Here is a 19,513-nt window from a genome sequence, read left to right as displayed (position 1 = left end):
CAATCATGATGAGAGTAAAATTTGTTTTGATTACCCTTGTAATATTATTAAATGTACAGATGCTATTTGGGATTCAAATAGCAAATGCAGAGAATAATAGAATGTTTACGGAAAACGATAAAGAACAACTAGACTCGCTTATAAAAAAACAAATGCAAGAAGCCAAAATTCCTGGAATGTCAGTGATAGTAGTCAAAGGTGATCAAGCTGTATATAAAAAAAGTTTTGGCTATTCAAATCTTGAGAAAAAGCGACGTGTAACGGAAAAAACATTATTTGAAATCGGTTCGAATAGTAAGGCGTTTACAGCTCTCGCAATATATCAACTTGTTCAAAAGGGGTTAATTGATTTAAAGGACCCCGTTAGCGAATATTTGCATTGGTTTCAAATGACATATGAAGGTAATTATAAAGGACAACAACTTAATAAAAATGTTGAAATAACTCTTGAACAGCTTTTATATCATACGAGTGGGATCCCTTTTCATACGATTGGGGACATACCTATCTCAAATGACAATGATGCGTTGGAAAATACAGTTAGAGAAATATTAAATCAAAAATTGGAGACATATCCAGGAGAGCAATTCAATTATGCTAGTATTAACTACGATATTCTAGGATTAGTTATACAAAAAGTTACCAATCAATCTTTTGAACAATACGTTCAGAATAATATATTAAACCAATTTAATATGAGTAATACTTTTTTGTTTAGAAAAGATGTCGCTAAATATGATATGTCAAAGGGGTATAAAATAGGTTTTTTAAAGCCTATAGAGTTTAATGCACCTATTTATCGAGGGAATACACCCGCAGGTTATTTTATCTCAAATACTGAAGACATGGAAAAGTGGCTTCGTATGCAGCTTGGGATATATGGACTAAGTGATGATCAGCAAAAGGCAATTTATAGTACACATATACCAAACAGATCAGTTCCACCATCTGAGGATGGCTCTTCTTATGCCGGAGGATGGCAAGTTTTTCAAAATGGTCCTGGTGAAATATCACATGCAGGAAGTAATCCGAATTTCTCCTCTTTCGTTGTATTTCATCCTCAAGAGAAGTTGGGAGTTGCGGTGATGGCTAACATGAACTCCGATTACACTCAAAATATTGGCCAGGGTATTATGGACACACTTGTGGGGGAGAGTGTGGTGACAAACGGTAAAGATATGTATAAGAGTATCGATGCTTTTTCTGTTACTGTACTTTTGTTTATGGTTCCTTTTTCAATTATTACTCTATACTTCATTTTCATAGTTATGATTCAGGTGTATAAGAAAAAAAGGAAATTGGAAAAAAATAAATTTAAAAGTATTTGTATCCCCTTTATAACGTTTCTGTTTGCGTTCTTAGCTGGGTATGCGCTTTATAAAATTCCATTTGTATTTTTCGGGAGACTTTCTTGGGATTTTGTTAATGTTTGGTTACCTATCAGTATGAGTTTTGCGGTATGGGCTACCTTAATTGGTATTGTACTGTTCTGCCTATATTTATCTTTAATAATTATTTTTCCTTTGCATGATAAGAAAAATTTTTTTCCGATTTTTGTGTTGAGTGTAACAAGTGGTTTTGGAAATGCGATGATTATTTTTATTATTAATGAAGCTTTAACTAGAAGTAATTATTCAAGCAACAATAGTCTATTTTTATATTTTTTGCTAGGAATTATTACTTATGTATTAGCGCAAAAATTGGTACGGACGCAGTTGATTACCATTACAAATAATCTAATTTATGAAAAAAGGATCCAGTTAATTAACGATATATTAAAAAATCCTTATGAAAAAATTGAAAAAATAGAGTCAGAAAGAATTCAAACCACCTTAAATAATGATACAGAAGCTATCAGTAATTATGCTGCCACTATAATTACTGGTTTGACTGATTCAATTACACTTTTATGTTGTTTGGTTTATTTGGGAGTAATTAATGTTTATGGGCTGCTTGTTTCTATTGCAGTTATTTTGGTTGCAGCAGGTATGTATTATGTAGCTGGAAAATCAGCTAATAATCTTTGGGAACAAACAAGAGACATCCAAAACACTTTTTTTAGATATATAAACGATCTCATTGGCGGTTATAAAGAGTTAAGCATAGGAAAGTCAAAACGAGAAGAGTTTGGACAAGGGATGCAAGAGAGCTGTGGGGATTATAAGGATAAGCGGATTCAAGGTGGTCTTAAGTTTGCTAATGTCTTTATTATTGGTGAATTGCTGTTTGTTATGGTAATTGGGGCTGTTACATTTTTATTTCCGCTTTTATTTAAAGGGGTACAGAGTGATTTTTTAAGAAGCTATGTTTTTGTTTTTCTTTATATGACAGGGCCGCTACATAGTATACTCAATACTATCCCTAATGCGATTCAAATGAAAATTAGTTGGAAGAGAATAAACGATTTTTCAAGGTATTTAAAAACCGAAACTAATAAGACAGACGTAAACAGTATTTTGATGCCTCAAAGTAAAATAAACATGGAGATTAAAGAGGTAGTATATCAATACGAAAGTGAACATGGAGAAGCTTTTCAAGTAGGGCCAATTAATTTTGAACTTAAATCAGGAGAGGTTGTATTTATAACTGGTGGCAATGGTAGTGGTAAATCAACTCTTGCTAAACTAATTACAGGTTTGTATTCTGCAAATAGCGGAAACATATTTGTTAACAATCAAGAAATAAATCAGGAACAGTTAAGAGAGCTATATTCCGCAATATTTAGTGATTTTTATTTGTTTACAAAAGTCTATGGTATTGACTATGGTTCAAAAGAAGAAGAAATAAAAAAATATTTGAAAATATTACGTATCGATGAAAAAGTACAAATTCAAAATGGAGAATTTAGTACAACTAAACTTTCAACAGGACAACGCAAAAGACTCGCGCTATTAATTAGCTATTTAGAGGATAAATCTATTTATCTATTTGATGAATGGGCCGCAGATCAAGACCCTGAATTTAGACATTTTTTCTATACAGAACTATTGGCTGAATTAAAGGGAAAAGGAAAAGCTATCATTGCTATTACTCATGATGATAGGTACTTTCATATCGCGGATAAAGTTATCAAGATGGAAAGAGGGGAAATTATAGAAAATATGCAGAAGCATAATTATTTAGATTCATTTGATTGTCTCAAGGAGGAGCTCAATGATGATAAAATTGGATAAACAAAATGTGGAAGATATTCTTGGTTTAGCGCCAATACAGGAAGGGTTGTTATTTCACTACTTAAAAAATCCTGAAAGTGATGAGTATTTTGAACAGATATGTTTGGGGATTTCAGGTAGAGTTGATGCAGGATTGTTTACGAAAGCTTGGGAGGCGGTTGTCCAAACAAATGAGCAGTTACGTACACTATTTCGTTGGGAAAAAGTGAAAACCCCTGTTCAAATAGTGTTGAAAGAATATACCCCTCATATTAAAATAATTGATCTTACACACAAGAGTGAAAGTGAAAAAAATATTTTACTAGAAGAGATAAAAGTTAAAGATCGTGAAAAAAAGTTCGATCTTCGAGAAATACCATTCAGGGTTACTTTGTGCATATTAGCAGAAGAAAGACATGAAATGATTATAAGTAATCACCATATTATATATGATGGCTGGAGTAATGGAATTATTTTAAAAGAATTCCTAAATGCATACCGATGCCTTAGTGAATCAGAAACTTACAATCTGCCTACTAAAAAAAAATATAAAGATTTTATTAAATATATTCAAAAACAGGATAAAGAAAGGCAGAAAGTATTTTGGCAAGAGTATTTAAAAGGATTTAACTCGCAAAATAGATTGGAAGTAACAAAAAAGAAACATAAATCAATTCGAAAAGATCATCAGTATCGTATTCAAATTTCAAGGGATAAGTTGGAAGGATTTGCGAAGGAAAATGAAGTTACTCTTGCCGCCCTTGTTTATAGTTTATGGGGAATTGTGCTACAAAAGAATCATAATTGTGATGACATTATTTTTGGCTCAACTATTTCCGGTAGAGCAGGAACATTTAATGGAATTGAAGAAATGGTAGGCCTGTTTATAAATACAGTTCCATTAAGAGTCAAAAAGAGTTCTGGCGAAACATCTATAGAACTTATCAAAAAATTAAATAAGACATTGCAGGATTGGGAATTGTATGGAACATCATCTTTGGTAGATATAAAAAAATATAGTGAATTGGAAATAGAAAACGATCTTTTTGATACTATTGTTGTTTTTGAAAACTATCCTTTAGATCAGACGATACTGAAAAACAAAAATAGAATCGCTTTGAATTCATATTCCACCTTTGAAATGACTAATTATGGCTTATCTATTAGTATAAGTTTGCACAAAGATATTGAGATATGTTTCAGTTACAACGAACAATTATATGAATCATCTAAAATTGAGCGTTTAGCTCAACATTTTACTATAATTGCAGAAGCAGTCATAAAAAACCCTCAGAAAAAAATAGAAGAGATTGATATCGTATCTATTGAAGAGAAAAAACAAATCCTTTTAGAATTTAATAATACTCGTAAAACATATTCAAATCAGTTGACGATTAGTCAGTTGTTTGAGCAACAAGCGATGAAAACCCCGGATAATGTTGCGATTGTATATAAAAATAAGACTATGACTTATGAAGAATTAAATGACATGTCCAATAACTTATCAAATGAACTGCTTAGAAAAGGAGTGAAAAAGGGTGAGATTATTGGAATCATGACGGATCCATCAATTGAAATGCTAATAGGGATAATTGCTATTTTAAAAGTCGGAGCTGCATACTTGCCAATTGATCCAGAATATCCAGAATCAAGGAAAATGTATATGATACAGGATAGTCAAACAAAGTTCATATTGACCAGTAAGGATTTAATTAATAAAAACGAATATGTGATTGAAAAATTCAGCAATGATTGTGTTTTTGCATTGGATAATAGTGGGGATTTTTCAGGTGAGATTCTTCTACCAAAAGTAAACCTTAGTCCGAATGATTTATTTACGGTTTTGTATACTTCAGGTACTACAGGAAAACCTAAAGGTGTAATGTTAGAAAATCGAAATGTTGTTAATCTTGTTCAGTGGTTTGGAAAAACATTTAATATAACGGAAAAAACGAATCTATTACAACTAACAAATTATGTGTTTGATCCGAGTATTGAGGATTTTTTCGGTACATTACTTTATGGAGCGACATTACATATAGCCGAAAAGAATTTGATTTTAAATAGGAAGCACTTTTGTGATTATGTTGATCAACATGAAATTCATATTATTAATTTCATACCGACTGTATTAAAAGAATTATTATGTCATGATCGCAAATTACAGAGTTTACACACAGTTATTTCAGGTGGAGAAAGACTAGAAGAATCATTAAAAGATGCACTGATTGATAGAGGATATAAATTATATAATAATTATGGTCCAGCAGAAACAACAGTGGACGCTTTAAGTATTGAATGTTCGGAAAATACCGTCTCTTTAGGGCGACCGATTTCAAATGTTAGATGTTATATATTGGATAAAGATAAAAATATTAGCCCAATAGGTGTTCCGGGTGAGTTGTATATTGCTGGAGACGGTGTAGGAAGAGGTTATTTGAATCTTCCAGGATTTACAAATGATAAGTTTATGAATGATCCCTTTAATCCAAATGATCGTATGTATAAAACAGGGGACTTAGGAAGATGGCTTCCAAACGGAGAAATTGAGTTTCTTGGACGAGAGGATCATCAGGTAAAAATCAGGGGGTATCGGATTGAACTTTCAGAAATTCATAATTTAATATTAAAAAGGAACTACATTGAAGATGCTGCTGTAATTGATTGGGAAATTAATAATGGGAAAAAAGTTATCTGTGCATATATCGTTTCCCATGTTCAGATTAACATGGAGGAACTTAAGGAATCTTTAGCCAAAGAGTTACCAGATTATATGCTTCCGTCATACTATATTCAGCTAGAGAGTCTGCCCTTAACTTCGATAGGAAAGCTTGATCGAAGGAACTTACCAGTTCCTCAAATTCATACCTATAAAGGTTACGTTGCTCCAAAAAATAAAGTTCAAGAAGAACTAGTAGAGGTATGGTCTGCAGTATTGGGTCTACATCAGAGGGAAATTGGTATACATGATAACTTCTTCGAGTTGGGAGGAGACTCGATTCTAAGTATTCAAATAGTAGGTAAAGCGCTTCAAAAGGGTATAGAGATTACCGTGAGTCAGATGTTTGAGAACCAAACGATAGCAGAACTGGCGGATTGTATTGCAGATATTAAAGAAAGCTATAGTGAAGATCAAATAGAAGAACCTGAGACTGGTGAAGTGCTTCTTACACCGATTCAAAAGTGGTTTTTTGAGCAAGATTTGGAAAATTATCATCATTGGAATCAATCTGTGCTATTGGAAACACAAGCAGGTATAGATCCGGATTTGTTGCATGAAAGTTTTCGTATACTTACAAATTATCATGATAGTTTTAGGCTCCGTTATTATCAAAGAGCTGGAGAATGGATTCAAGTTTATTCAGAGTCTGATGAGAATGTATTATTTGAATTACATGATTTTAATAATAGTCATATGCATGAAATTTTATCAAAATTGCAGTATGAATTAAACATCACAGATGGACCATTAATTAAAGTTGCATATTTTGATTCTGGGGATCAGGAAAAAGGAAGGTTGTTTATAACAGTACATCATCTTGTAATAGACGGATATTCATGGCGACTTATGCTGGACAATCTACAGATGATATATGAACAGCTTACAAATAGTGGCTCTGTTCAACTTCCCGTGAAAGGTCTCTCTTTTAAAAAATGGTCTGAGCATCTCTATGAATATGCTTCTTCTAATCAGCTAAAAGATGAACTTGCTTTTTGGAAGAAGAATGTCCCTTCTTCTATAAATACTATACCTATTGACATGGGAGGGGGGAGAAATGATGAAAAATCTGCTCGTACACTTTCTTTTATGTTGACGGAGAAAGAAACAAAGTATTTACTGCATGACATGTATCAATTATTTAAAATGAGAATTGATGATATTCTGCTTTCCGCACTTTCTAGTACATTAGCAAATTGGAGTGGTGAAACACTAGTTGATTTGGAGGGCCATGGTAGGAGTCCTTTGTTAAAAGAGTACGATACTTCAAGAACTATAGGATGGTTTACTTGTGTCTATCCTATTGTTATAGGCGACATTGAAAAAGAGAAAGGTATAGCAGAAATATTGAAGGAAGTAAAAGAGCGGTATCGTGCTATACCAAATGGTGGAATTGGTTATGAAATTTTATATTACTTAGCAGAGAAAGAGATGCGAGAGCAAATTTCGTCTAGGAAAAGGGCACAAATAAGCTTTAATTATTTAGGACAGTTCGAACAAGCAACTAAAAAACAGCAGTTATTTAATATATCGGATGTGAATACAGGACCAACCCGTGATTTGAATGGAATTAGAAGTCACTTGCTTGAAATTGAATGTATGATCGTTGATAAAAAATTATGTGTAGAATGGAAATACAGTGCGAATAGTCATTTGGTTGAAACAATTCAAGGCTTGGCAAAGGACTTTGTCAACAATTTGAAGGATATAATTGACCACTGTCAAACAAAAGAAGGTACATATTTGACGCCTTCAGATTTCCCTCTTGCCTCCATAGATCAAAAGAAAATTGATGAATGGCTTGAGGTATATAAAAATATAGAAGATATATACATGCTTTCACCTGTACAACAAAGTATGGTTTTTCATCATATCTACTCACCGAAATCGTCAGTAACTGTGGAGCAAACAATATTTTCAATAAAATCAAAACTAGATATGGAGATATTTGAAAAGGTTTGGCAAAAACTTTTAGATAGACATGAAAGTTTAAGAACATCATATCATTGGGAAGGACTAGAAGAACCTGTACAGATTGTTCATAAAAATATAAAAATTCCTTTCCAAGTTTTAGATTGGACAAATTTTTCAAAATCTGAAGGATTGCAAAATTTAGAACAACTTATTGAGGAAGATCGTAAAAAAGGATTCGATCTTTCAAAACCACCACTTATGAGAATTTTGGTCATTAAGCAAGACGAGTATGCCTATGATGTAGTATGGACGCATCATCACCTTCAGTTAGATGGTTGGTGTAATAGCATCCTCTTTAAAGAACTGGGTCAGTGTTATGAAGCCTTATGTGTTGGTGAAAAGATAACATTTGGACACGTATATTCATTTAAAGATTATATCGACTGGTTACGTAGGCAAGACAAGAAGAAAGCGGAACAATTTTGGAAAACCGCGTTAGATGGATTTAAAACACCTATACGATTCAATAATATTTTTCCTGCAAAAAATTCAAATCAGTTATCCGCTTTTGGAGATGTAGTATACGAAGTGTCTGAAGATAAACAGCAGATAATTCAAGACTTTACTAGAAAGAATCGGATTACACTAAATACTATGATTCAGGGGGCTTGGGCAATTCTTTTAAATCGCTATTCCCAAGAAACAGATATTATTTTTGGGGTAACTTCATCAGGGCGTCCAGCTGAGTTAGAAGGTTCGGATTCAATAATTGGTTGCTTTATGAATACTCTTCCTTTTAGGGTAAAGATAAATAAAAATGTAAATTTGATTAAGTGGCTTAAAGATGTACAACTGAAGCAGGCTGAAATGCGTCAATATGAATATACCTCACTCGTTGATATAAGAAGTTGGATTGATATGCCAAGAAGCTCTGCCTTATATGATTTGTATGAGAGTATTGTAATTGTTGAAAACTATCCATTCGATGTGAAATTGAAAGATGGAATTGGTTCATTACAAGTGAAATCAGTACGTATAGATGAACAAATGGATTACCCTTTGGTTGTTTATTGTAATCTACAACCAAAGCTTCAATTGAAGCTACTATTCAATAGTTCCTTTTTAAATGAAACGGAAGCAAATCAGATACTTTCGCATTTAATCAATATTTTGTGGGAAATGCTTGTTAGCGAAGATGATAAGTTAGAGGATATCTCAATGATTTCTGAAAAAGAACTTACACATATTTTAAGTGATAATAATTCTACTTGGTTGGATTATCCTAAGAATCAATGTTTTCAGGATTTATTTACTGATCAAGTAAAATTAAATTTAAACAAACCTGCTGTTATACAGGGGAATGAAAGTTTATCTTACACAGAATTAGATATACTTTCAAACCAGTTAGCACATAAGCTCATTAAGTTAGGGGTCGGGCCTGAAATACCTGTGGGAGTGTATGTTGAACGTTCACCTAAAATGATTGTAGGAATTTTAGCTGTTTTAAAAGCTGGTGGAGCTTTTCTACCTATTGATATGGATTATCCTGGAGAAAGAATAAATTTGATGTTGAAAGATGCCCAAGTACCTATATTACTCACCCAAAATAATTTACAACCGAAGATTAGAGATTATCAGGGGCATACCGTTTGTCTTGATATAGAATGGGATTCAGTGCTCGAAGAACCAAAAAAACAACCGAGTGTTAGAATTGAACCCCAGAATTTGGCGTATATCATCTATACTTCGGGTTCTTCTGGTCGACCAAAAGGTGTAATGATGTCTCATGAAGCAGTTGTAAGCCACTCCATTGATATTCGCAAACGTTATGAGCTGACACCAGAGGATCGTGTTCTTCAGTTTTCTTCGATAAGTTTTGATATTTCACTTGAACAGATTTTTACAACACTAGCTGCAGGAAGTTCTCTTGTTTTGCGTGATAAGAATATATGGACTCCGTATCAGTTTTCTCAGAAATGTGTTGAACTTGGACTCTCAGTTGTTAATCTACCTACAAATTATTGGGGCGAAATTGTACAAGAATGGTATACAAGACCAGAAATAATTCCAGATAGTAAGCTCAGACTCGTTATAGTTGGTGGGGAACAAATGCCAGCGGAAAAAGTAGGGATGTGGGAACAGTTACCTTTAGAAGATATTATTTTATTAAATGCATATGGACCTGCTGAAACGGCGATGACAAGTACTTTATATGAAGTGTCTGGAAAAGGAACTAAAAGCGCTGATTTAAAATTTATTCCCGTGGGAAAACCACTTGCTAACAGGCGCATTTATATCCTTGATGAGAATATGCATCCTTTGCCAATTGGAGTGAAGGGGGAAATATTCATAGGTGGCATACCTTTAGCTAGAGGTTATATTAACAATTCTAAGTTGACGAAGGATAAGTTTATTCGAGATCCATATTATCATAATTATGGAAAAATGCTTTATAAAACAGGAGATATGGGGAAATTACTTTGCGATGGTAACATTGAGGTTCTGGGACGGAAGGATGACCAAACAAAAATACGAGGGCATCGAATTGATATAGGAGAGATTGAAGTTGTTTTAAACAAATGTGATAGTATAAAAAACTCTATAGTTGTCGTGAAGAATGGAGTAGCAAATGATAAGTATCTTGTTGCATTCTATGACTCCCCCTCACATGATACAAATAATCAATGCAGTATAAGGGATTTTTTGCGGAAGAAACTTCCTGAATATATGATTCCTTCTTATTTTATTCAACTAGGAAGCCTCCCACTCAGTCCGAATGGGAAAATTGATCGGAAGTCCCTAGAAAATATGGAGATTAAAGTAGAGTTTGATGAAGAGTATCAAAAACCTTATAATACGATACAACAAAAACTTGTAAGCATTTGGGAAAAGATACTGGGAACTGATGGTGTAGGCATTAACCATCATTTCTTTGAAATTGGGGGGCAATCATTAAAAGCAATAACACTTGTTTCTGAAATTCATAGGGAATTTGAAGTTGAACTTCCACTTGGAAATATATTTGCATCTCCTACTATTAAGGAATTGGCTGTAATCATTGAAGAAATGATGGGGAAAAAAGAAACATATGAAGCGATTCGTCTAGTAGCACCACAGGAGTATTATGAAGTCTCTCCAGCACAAAAAAGTATGTATATTGTTAGTCAATTGAATGGTGCATCTACCAACTATAATATTACCGGAGCAGTATTTCTTGAAGGGAAAGTTAATATAGTACAGATAGAAAAGGCATTGCAAGCTTTAATTAATCGTCATGAAAGCTTGCGAACAACATTTAAACAAGTAAAAGGGAAAATAGTTCAAAAAATCCATCAGAATCCTGAATGGAATATGCAACACTTGTATGCAGATGAACAAAATTTTGAGAGTGTTGTTGAAACATTTATTAAACCATTTGATTTAGAGAAAGGGCCTTTGTTCAGAGCGGCAATTGTGGAGGTGCAATCATTATCGAAATATTTGCTTGTTTATGATATGCACCATATTATATCCGATGGTTTATCAATGGGAATTTTAATTAGAGAGTTTGCATCTCTTTATCAAAAATATAATTTGCCAGATGTAAGAATTCAATACAAAGATTTTTCAAACTGGCAAAACAAAATGATAGAATCCGGGAACTGGAAACTAAAAGAACTTTACTGGCTTGAAATATTTTCAAAAGAAATACCATTACTCAATTTACCAACTGATTATCCAAGATTAGATGAGCCAATGTTTGAAGGTGATGTAGTTCAATTTAATTTGGATGAAAATTATACATCTAAATTAAATGAAATCTCAAGCCGAAAAGGAGCTACTCTGTACTCATTATTACTTTCGACATTCAATATATTATTGTTTAAATATAGCGGACAAGAAGACATTATAATCGGAAGCCCAGTAGCAGGAAGACTGAATTCTGAATTAGAAAATGTAGTAGGTATGTTTGTTAATACACTTGCGCTCAGAAATTATCCTACTTCAGAGAAACGGTTTGAGGATTTTTTGAAAGAAGTTGCAAGCCACACACTTCAAGCTTTGGAACATCAGGAATATTCATTTGAGATGCTTGTTGATAAGCTACAATTGCGAAAAAATGTGAATCGTCATCCTCTGTTTGATGTGATGTTTGCTTTTGAAAATGTTGATGCAGTAAGGGCGGAAATAGGTGATTTTGAAATTAAACCGTACGAGTATACGAATCGTACATCTAAATTTGATTTAGAGCTGAAAGTAACTGAGCAGGATGGACAACTTCGTTTTATATTTGAATATAGTACAGGTTTGTTCCGTAAAGAGACCATGGAACGAATGGCGGAACATTTCGTTAAAATTATTGATACTATCATAGAGGACATTACTATTCCAATTGAGGAAATTGATATAGTAACCATGAAAGAAAAAAATAGAATATGTGATTTTAATAATACTGATACTTTGTATCCAGAAGAAAAAACGATTAAACGTATATTTGAAGAACTGGTGGAAAAACATCCGAATCGTACTGCTGTAGTGTTTGGACAGAGGACAATAACTTATAAGGAATTAAATGATAAAGCAAATCAATTAGCTAAACACTTGATTAAGAAGGGGGCAGGAAGTGATACAGTAATCGCTTTATTAGCTGAGCCTTCTATTGAAATGATCATTGGACTATGGAGTATTATTAAAAGTGGGGCAATTTATCTACCACTTGATCCGGAGTTTCCATTAGAACGAATAAATAGCATGATTGAAGACAGTGATACAATTTTTCTTTTGACCCAGTCTCACTTATTAACTTCTAATAATTTTACTTGTGAGGTTATGGAATTGGAAGATAAGAGCTTATTGTTTGAATGTCCTTCAAACATAGAAGAAAGAAGTACAGTTGATAATCCAATATATATTATTTATACATCTGGTACTACTGGGCTCCCAAAAGGGGTACCAATTAAGAATCAAAGCTTGGTAAATTATATTTCATGGTTCACACGAGAAGCAAGTATAACGTATAGTGATAAAACACTATTGTTATCTTCCTTTGCATTTGATTTAGGATATACAAGTTTGTATACAGCTTTATTAAATGGATGTGAGTTACATTTGGTTCCAAAAGAACATTATATGCTCCCAGAAACCCTTATAACATATTTGAAAGAGAAAAAGATAAGTTATATAAAATTGACTCCTTCACTATTCAATTATTTAGTTAACCATCGCGCGATTGAAGATTATGAGAATTGCATGGCACTAAGGTTAATCGTATTGGGTGGTGAAGAAGTGAAGTCAGCTGATATTAGTAAGTTTAATAGGGTGTATCCGCAAACTGCAATTATGAATCACTATGGACCTACAGAAACCACTATTGGCGCTCTATTTCACAAATTTAATGCTACTGATTTTGACCTTGTATCCAAGAGAACGATTATTGGAAAACCAGTAGATAACGCGAAAATATTCATTTTGGATAGGGATCAAAAACTTGTTCCGATTGGAGTGGCTGGTGAAATTTGTATTGGTGGAGTAGGAGTGGCAGAAGGTTATTTGAATCAAATTGATTTGAATAGCGAAAAGTTTATTACGGTTTCACCTTTAGGACAAGAGAAAATCAAACTCTATAGAACGGGAGACATAGGGAGGCTCACATGCCATCAAGAAGTAGAATTTCTCGGAAGAATGGATAATCAATTAAAAATTCGAGGATATAGAGTTGAGTTAGAAGAAATAAATTCAGTACTGTTGCAACATGATATGGTACTTGATGCAATTGTTGTTCCAAAAAAAGATAAAGAAAATAATAATATACTATGTGCTTATATTGTGTTGAAAGAGAACGAGAATGGGTCGGGAATAAGGGAATACCTTTCAAGTAAGATTCCTTACTACATGATCCCCTCTATCTTTATTAAGTTAGATAGAATTCCTTTGACTCCAAATGGTAAGCTAAATGTTAAAGCGCTCCCAGAAATTAAGGATGAATTATTGATAAAAACTAATTATGAACTGCCTGAGGATCCAATTGAAAAAACTGTTGCACAAATGTGGGGAGAAACTCTTAATGTTAAGCAAATTAGTATGAATGACTCGTTTTTTGAAATGGGTGGAAACTCATTGTCGTTAATGCTTTTAATGGCAGAAATTCATAAAAAGTTTAGTGTAGATATATCGTTAAGAGAAGCGTTTAAAGCACCAACAGTAAGAGGTATAAGTAAGCATATAAAGAAAAGCTATGAAAGTAAGTATGTGTCATTACAACCTATAGAAAAGTGTGAATATTACGACCTTTCTTCCGCTCAGAAAAGGATATATACACTACAACAGATGGAAGGGATTGGAACTAGTTACAATATGCCAAGAGCAACTTTACTTGAAGGTGAAATCAATCTGGATAAATTGGAAAAAGCTTTTTGTGAGATTGTAAAGAGACATGAGGCATTTCAAACATCTATTGAAGTAGTAGATGGTGTGCCCAAACAACGAATTCAGGGAGAAGTAGATATAGAAATTAGTTATTCTGTTTTAGGTGAACATTTATGTTCTAATCCATCAAGTAAGCTGAATGTCGAACTGGAAAAAATAATTGATGAATTTATTGAACCTTTTGACTTAAGTAAAGCTCCTTTAGTAAGAGTTAAGATCATTCGCTTAAGTAGTCATAAACATGTGCTCTTAACAGATATGCACCATTTGATTTCAGATGGATATTCAGTCAATATTTTACTGCAGGAGTTATCAGAATTATATCAAGGAAAACTGTTACAGGAAAACCCTATTCAATATAAAGAATTCGTTTATTGGCAGAATGAGTTTTTAAAGACTAGTGCTGCAAGTATACAAGAAAAATATTGGTTAGATGTACTTTCAGGGGATCTTCCAGTATTAGATATGCCTACGGATTTTCCTAGACCAATTATACAAAGCTTTGAAGGAAATAGTTTTATTTTTGAAGGAGGAAATGAATTAAAGCAACGTTTAGACAATTTATGTTTAGAAACAGATACGACATTGTACATGATTTTGTCTGCAGCTTATAGTATTTTGTTATCAAAATGTTCCTCGCAGCACGATATAATTGTAGGAATGCCTATTTTAGGGCGGACACATTCTGATTTGAAAAATATCATTGGTATGTTTGCAAATACTATTGCAATTAGAAGTTTTCCCATTGAGAAAAAAAACTTTACGGAGTTTTTGTCAGAGATTAAAGAACAGTTAATTAAAGCGTATGATAATCAAGATTATCAGTTTGATATGATTATTGATAAGTTGAAAATTAAGAGAGACTTAGGGAGAAACCCTATATTTTCTACAATGTTAGCTTTTCAAGAATCTCAAATCAATGAAAATATAATGGGGAATTTGAAAATGACGCCTGTTAAATACAGAAATAAAATTTCGAAATTTGATTTAACCCTATTTGTAGAAAAAGGAAAAAAAGAGTTATTTTTTGAATTTGAATATGCAAGTAGTTTGTATAGAATGGAAACCATTAAAAAATTAGCGGAGAATTTTTTAGGTATCTTAGACACGATTAGCTCAAATAAGGAAATAAAATTAGAAAATATTAAGATTGAAGGGTTAGTAATCGAGAATACAGAAATTGAAAATGTTAAATTTAATTTTTAAGTTAGATAAGATATTTGTTATTGAGGCTATTCCTAATATGATACGTTAGGAATAGCTGTTTCATGTAAATGCATTCCTTAAACATATATGAAAAATAAAAGGATATATTGTATAGAAAAGGTTAGCTTTTAATTATAATTAAAACGATGATATAGAAGTGGCGATATAAAGGGAGTCCTCTATCATGGAGGGATTTAAAGAAGTGTTTCATTTTGTTGGGGATAGCGGTATTGCAATTCAAGTAGTACTATATGTTTTTACGAAAAGGTGTTACATTATAATAATCTGTACCCTTTATAATGTGACACTTTTTTATTTATCCTGCTATTTGTGGAGATGAACAAAAAATACTTATTAAAGATTCATTTTATGTATTTTTCAATGTGAACGATTATTGAGTATTATGATTATCTGGAAGAGTATTACGTAACAACGTAATACCTTTTTTATTTATTCTGCTATATGTGTACAGTAAGACTCCAATCTTAAAACTGGTTGAATGTGGAGGGAGGATTAAAGTTTTTGCTGTATATATTTCACATTTTCTTCACAAATGATTCACGATAACTTTTCTATTTCGAAAACTTACATAAATATATTTTATGATATAATAACAATCAGCTTTAAAAATATAAGTTGTATATATGAAGGTAGTTACTATTGTATTAGAAGTTTAGAGGTGGGGAGAAGTTAAGAGTCATACTGTGCAGAAATTTATACTTAATAAGGTTAATATTTCGCCAGATGATTAAGATTAGGTAGTTAAAAGTAATGAAAGTGTATAAAGAAGAAAGAAGTGAAATGAGTGTGAAAGTAATGAGACGATTAGGGACATGGCTATTACTTGCATGTGTGCTTATCATATTGATACCGAAAAGTGCATCTGCTCATGCGTACGTTGTGAAATCAAACCCTGCTGAAAATGAAACATTGAAGAAAGCACCATCTGTTGTGAAAATTGAATTCGATGAGGATATACAAGTTTCAAGTTTTAATACATTGTACGTGAGAGATACATCAGGTAAAAGGGTCGATTTAAAAGATGCTCATATTGATAAAAATAATAAAAAGCTATTAGAAGCCGGATTAAAAGAGAATCTCAAAAACGGTCTCTACTCTATTCAGTGGAAAGTGATTTCAGCTGATGGCCATCCAATTCAAGGAGTTATTCCATTCCGTATTGGATTAGCAGAAGCGGGAGTAGACGATGTAAAGGTAGAAGAGATGGGGTATGTCCCGCAAATTGATATGATTATGGAACGTGGAATTTTATATACAAGTTTCTCACTATTTATAGGAGTTCTCTTCTTTAATCTTATTATGTATAAGGGTAATGCAACCTCGGTACGATCAAGGAGTAAGAACATAATATGGATCTCCTTATTTGGGATATTGATTAGTTTGTTATTCAATCTACCACTACAAGCGAAAATAAATGCGGATGTTTCATGGCTAGAAGCATTCAATCCTTTACTATTAAAAGAAACATTACAGCTTTCTGTCTTTGGTTATATATGGATTACTCAAATGACTCTTATTAGTTCGCTTATAATCGTTACGTATTTTGCGATGAGGCGTGAGAAGCTGTCGTCGTTTCAAGTATGGAGCGTTCCAATAGTATTGTTTATTGGGCTACTTGTTATGAAAGCATGTAATAGTCACGCATATGGTTCAAAGTTTAAAGAAATTGCTGTTGTTATGGATTTTTTACATTTATTCGCAGCTTCATTATGGATTGGTGGTCTATCATCTATTATTCTTCTTTTACGTAAAGAGGATGATAAGTGGAGTATGTATTGGGATATGATTAAGCGTTTTTCACCGTGGGCAATATGTGCTGTCATTGTGATTTTAATAACAGGTCTTTTTAACAGTACATTTTTTATTCCAACAATCCACTCGTTATTTGATACAAAGTATGGATTAGCTTTATTAGCAAAGATACTTTTATTCATTTTCATGGGGATATTAGGAATTATTCATTATGTGAAAGGGAAAATGAGAGCGGAGCAAGGATTAGGTGCTACGGTGAAAGTAGAGTTTATCATTGGAATTATCATTTTTGTAATCGTAGCTTTTATGACAAACGTACAAACCCCACCCATGCCTCCTACTGGACCTTTTACAGAGAGTAAACAATTGGATAATGGATATGAAATGACGCTAAATGTAAGTCCTAATAGAGTAGGACAAAATATATTCCATATTACTTTAAAGGATGAGAACGGACAACCTGTTACTGATATGGAACAAATCATATTAACGACTCAATCGTTAGATATGAATATGGGAAAAGGATCATTTAAAGTTTCGGCAGTTTCACCGGGAGAATATGAAGCAGAAGGTATGTATATTAACATGACAGGCAACTGGAATATACAAGTACATGGATTAACGAAATCGCTTGATAGCTTCGATACGGATTATAAATTTATTGTAGGTGGCAGATAAAGTGAAACTTTAAGCAGCCCTCATCAATTGGGCTGCCCGGCGAATAGCGGGATAAAGAGTAGGTATAGATAAAAAGGAGCTAATTGAAAATGAAACGCATAAAAAAATTAGGAACAACAATGATCGCAACAGTAATTGCAATGGGAATTTTTTCGTTACCTGTTAGTGCGCACGTCACTGTGAAGCCAGCAACTTCTGACATCGGCTCTTGGGAGACTTACACGATAAAAGTACCAGTTGAAAAGAATGTAGCAACGACAAAAGTTACATTGAAAATACCTTCTGGAGTAGAGTTCCAACAGTATGAACCAGTGCCAGGATGGAAAGTGGAAGAACAAAAAGATAATGCTGGAAAAGTAAAAACTGTAGTATGGGAAGCAACAGGAGAAGGGATTTCACCTGGTCAGTTCCAGCGATTTACTTTCGTCGCTAAAAATCCGGATAAAGAGCAAAAAATAGCTTGGGATGCATATCAACAATATAAAGACGGAGAAATTGTTGAATGGACGGGCGATGAAAAAGCTGAAAAACCACATTCACTTACAACAATTGCAAAAGGTACGTCATTAACAGGAGAACATGGTGAAGTATCTAATGTAGAAAAGAATGAAGGTACTAGTAATATGCAATTGATAGCAATTGTTTTATCTATTTTGGCGATTGTATCTTCGTTAGGTACGTGTGTTTTTGTAGTGCGTCGTAAAAAATAAGATATAAAAAAGAGCCTACAAATAGTAGGCTCTTTCTCATATTTATTTCACTTCAACCTGCTGCCCTACAGCATGTGTTTTCGGCTTTATATTTACAAAACAAATGCTCACAACAATAAATAATAGGCCAATAAATAAGCTCATTGTAATGGCTTCATGTAAGAAGATTGAACTTACAATAATAGCGATAAGGGGAATAAGGAATGTATAAGCCCCTACTTTACTCGCTTCACCAGCTCCAACGAGTGTGAAGTATGCAAGCCACCCCATTGCAATAACAAAGAATGAAATAAAGAGTAGTACACTAACAAATGGCATACTCCAAGCAATACTAGACCAACTTTCAAATTCTGAGCCAAATCCGATTAAACAAAGACCACCGATAAGAAGCTGAATTGTTACCATCCAAATGGCATTCACACGGTGACCAGTTTTCTTAATAAATACTGTTCCAAGTGCCCAGCCAATCGCACATCCTAATGCAAGAAGAATGCCAATGACAGAAATATGTCCAGTTAAACTACTAGAGCTAATAACACCTACACCAATAAATCCGAGTACAAGCCCGAAAATTTTTAAACCGTACATTGTTTCTTCAAGCCATATCCATGAGAAAATACCAAGTAAAACAGGTTGTAAAAATACGATAGCGGAAAATAGACCAGCAGGCATATATTGAAGACCAACAGTTTGTAACCCGTAAAATATAATGATGTTAAGTAAAGAAGAAATAACGTATAAATGCCATGTTTCTTTTAAATGTAATTCTTTATATTTGGGTAGAGCGAAAAGGAGTAAAATGAATCCTCCAATTAAAGTTCGAACGCCTGCAAATAAAACGGGTGGTGTATAATGCAGGGCAAACTTAGATAAAGGCCAATTGATTCCCCACATAAAAACGAGGAAGGTAAGGATTATGGCCGTCTTAGTTCGAGAAAGCTGTGTCACGGTAAGAC

Annotated in this window: 5 protein-coding genes; 4 read left to right on the top strand and 1 reads right to left on the bottom strand. The window is 33.2% G+C overall.

Features of this window, described 5'->3' with window-relative positions; genetic code table 11:
• Positions 1 to 5 precede the first annotated feature (5 nt).
• From IBT51_RS01160 to IBT51_RS01145, 4 genes are all read left to right on the top strand, one after another.
• Entirely contained in the window at positions 6 to 3,173 is a 3,168-nt protein-coding gene (locus tag IBT51_RS01160) for a cyclic peptide export ABC transporter (protein ID WP_088025304.1), read from the top strand.
• Complete coding sequence (locus IBT51_RS01155; protein WP_200458013.1) at positions 3,157 to 15,396, top strand: non-ribosomal peptide synthetase; 12,240 nt, start codon at positions 3,157 to 3,159, stop codon at positions 15,394 to 15,396. Before IBT51_RS01160 ends, IBT51_RS01155 begins: the two co-directional genes overlap by 17 nt.
• Before the next feature lie 801 nt (positions 15,397 to 16,197).
• Entirely contained in the window at positions 16,198 to 17,847 is a 1,650-nt protein-coding gene (locus IBT51_RS01150; protein ID WP_140155564.1) for a copper resistance CopC/CopD family protein, read from the top strand.
• 89 nt (positions 17,848 to 17,936) lie between these two features.
• Positions 17,937 to 18,557, top strand: coding sequence for a YcnI family copper-binding membrane protein (locus tag IBT51_RS01145; protein WP_078400340.1), 621 nt, complete (start codon positions 17,937 to 17,939; stop codon positions 18,555 to 18,557).
• Between the two features lie 42 nt (positions 18,558 to 18,599).
• Here the strand turns inward: IBT51_RS01145 and IBT51_RS01140 are convergent, their stop codons facing one another.
• Positions 18,600 to 19,505: an EamA family transporter gene (locus tag IBT51_RS01140; RefSeq protein ID WP_200457920.1), complete on the bottom strand. Its 906-nt coding sequence runs from the start codon at positions 19,503 to 19,505 to the stop codon at positions 18,600 to 18,602.
• Positions 19,506 to 19,513: the final 8 nt, after the last annotated feature.

It is taken from the genome of Bacillus sp. S71 (genome assembly GCF_016625265.1).
GTDB lineage: Bacteria > Bacillota > Bacilli > Bacillales > Bacillaceae_G > Bacillus_A > Bacillus_A cereus.
Note: the sequence above shows the minus strand (reverse complement) of the source record. Positions and strands in the feature narration are given on the sequence as shown.